Genomic DNA, 1849 nt, shown 5'->3' with positions numbered 1-1849 from the left:
ATATTAAGTATAAAGACAAAGAAAAAGAGCGCTATTTGATCACACTGGCGAGATCAATCAAGCTATTTTTTATCTCTTTGTTTTTAAAAAGGATGTATGAAAAGCGATCGAGTATGATCAGCCCCTGTGTAGCTGGGAGGATGCCAATACAGGTTCTTGTTCAGATTCTCACATACAGCGAAATCAAATGTGGGCAAGTATATTGAAAACGAATTTACAAGTGTATAAACACGCTCGTATAGTCGCTTTTATGCAAAGATATCATGCGTTTAATGCAGGAAACAAACATGTTGGTATTGATTCATTGATGCTAAGTATGAATGTTAATAGTATGAGTATTATAGAGTATGTTGGTGGTGCTATATGCTCTGATAATGGTATTTGTGAAGGTCAATCAGATGAAAGTAAATCTTTACAAGACACTTATTTTTATCGAAAAGGCGCATTTATTCCTTCGCCAATGCCCTCTTTTACTGTACATCTCCCTCAGAAAAAGTATTTTTAGAAGGTATTTTGACATGATAAAAATATTTTCATTATCTTTATTCTGTGTGGCTATTTCCGCCAATGCAGCAGGTCCAAGGTGGGATGATTCAATTGATATAAATGATCCTCACTTAAAGGTTAGTGTTGCAGCTGAACAGTGTCAAAAAAGTTTAATTAATGCTCCCGAGAAGCTTGAACTCTGGTGTGAAAAAGCCATTGGTATGGGGTATTGGAGAGGTTTGGTTCCACTTAGTTTGCACACAGGTAATGGTGTTCGGTTAGTTAAGGAAGCAACAAAAAGAGTCAATGCAAAAGACCCTATGGCTTACTCTACACTGGCTTGGCTATATGAAAGTGGTATGTTTATAGCGCAAGATATAAATCATGCTATTTCACTCCATAAAGAGTTTTTAGCATTGGATGTTGAGCTACCTAAATCGTCAGTTACTGCTGCTCATGAAGAGTTAGCAAAGCTGTATATAATACAACAGAATTGGCTAGCGGTTAGTGATCACGCCCAGTACGTTTTTGATAATACTACGTTTGAATTTAATAAAGAATATGCTGCTCAATTGATTAAGTTCGCACAAGACAAATTAGTCGAGGAATGACATTCTAAGCATCAATAAAAACAAACTTATTGATAGGTGTATATGAAGTTTACATTAATTATTTTAACAGTCTTATTACTGACAGTGAGTCATTTTGCAGTTGCTTCTGATTGTATTCAAATAAAAGTGATAAAGCCTATAACAGTTCAATTTAGTAGTGATGATGTTAAGTCAAAAAGATTTGATCAAGTTAAGCTTTTACATGAAGATAAATCGGGTATTTGTTTACCGACGCCTGATACTTATGTTTTAGCATATGATATGGGTGTTCCGTATATTGCTGCTCGTTTGAAGGGGCATACACCAGACATCACATTAATAAAAAAAGATGAAATAGAGTATGTTTTGATTAAATATCATACTGGAAATAAGCTTCAAGTATTGAAAGGATACCAATATATTGACTCTACTCTAGTTGAAATCCCAAACTTGACGTTAAGTAGTAATTTAAGCGAAATCAATATCGTAAATGGAAGCATTGAAGTTAACAAAAGCGAATTTGTTAATGATAAGGTGATAAATCAATTGTCGTACTATGATTTTGATTTAACTGGCATACATAAAAAACATTAACAGAATATCCTTGCTAATCACCTCAATAGTTATGCTGTCCAGGGTAACCGTACAGGGCGAGATCGTGAATGTTTTTTGAACAATTTGACGCACTATTTGACGTTAACATCTCGCTATGATCTTATACTCCCTTTTTTCGGGAGCACACCATGCATATTGACCACTTCAAAGAGAATTTC

General features: G+C 34.7%; 4 protein-coding genes. All 4 read left to right on the top strand.

The genetic code is table 11. From position 1 onward, the window contains the following. A partial coding sequence (locus ACROAE_RS20500) for a hypothetical protein (protein ID WP_432406153.1) occupies positions 1–206 on the top strand: 206 nt, incomplete at its 5' end. Then, on the top strand, positions 203–505 hold the full coding sequence (locus tag ACROAE_RS20495) for a hypothetical protein (protein ID WP_432406150.1): 303 nt from the start codon (positions 203–205) through the stop codon (positions 503–505). The genes ACROAE_RS20500 and ACROAE_RS20495, both read left to right, overlap by 4 nt. A gap of 13 nt (positions 506–518) precedes the next feature. Next, positions 519–1097 (top strand): hypothetical protein, encoded by a 579-nt coding sequence (locus ACROAE_RS20490; protein WP_432406147.1) that lies wholly within the window; start codon positions 519–521, stop codon positions 1095–1097. A 42-nt stretch (positions 1098–1139) separates the two neighbouring features. Further along, positions 1140–1670: a hypothetical protein gene (locus ACROAE_RS20485; protein ID WP_432406144.1), complete on the top strand. Its 531-nt coding sequence runs from the start codon at positions 1140–1142 to the stop codon at positions 1668–1670. The last annotated feature ends 179 nt before the right edge of the window (positions 1671–1849 follow it).

Source organism: Shewanella sp. MF05960, assembly GCF_050849305.1.
GTDB lineage: Bacteria > Pseudomonadota > Gammaproteobacteria > Enterobacterales > Shewanellaceae > Shewanella.
Note: the sequence above shows the minus strand (reverse complement) of the source record. Positions and strands in the feature narration are given on the sequence as shown.

Bases quoted from the DNA above. Each gene is read 5' to 3' on its own strand.
- ACROAE_RS20490 (WP_432406147.1), top strand. From the start codon at position 519: ATGATAAAAATATTTTCATTATCTTTATTCTGTGTGGCTATTTCCGCC.
- ACROAE_RS20485 (WP_432406144.1), top strand. From the start codon at position 1,140: ATGAAGTTTACATTAATTATTTTAACAGTCTTATTACTGACAGTGAGT.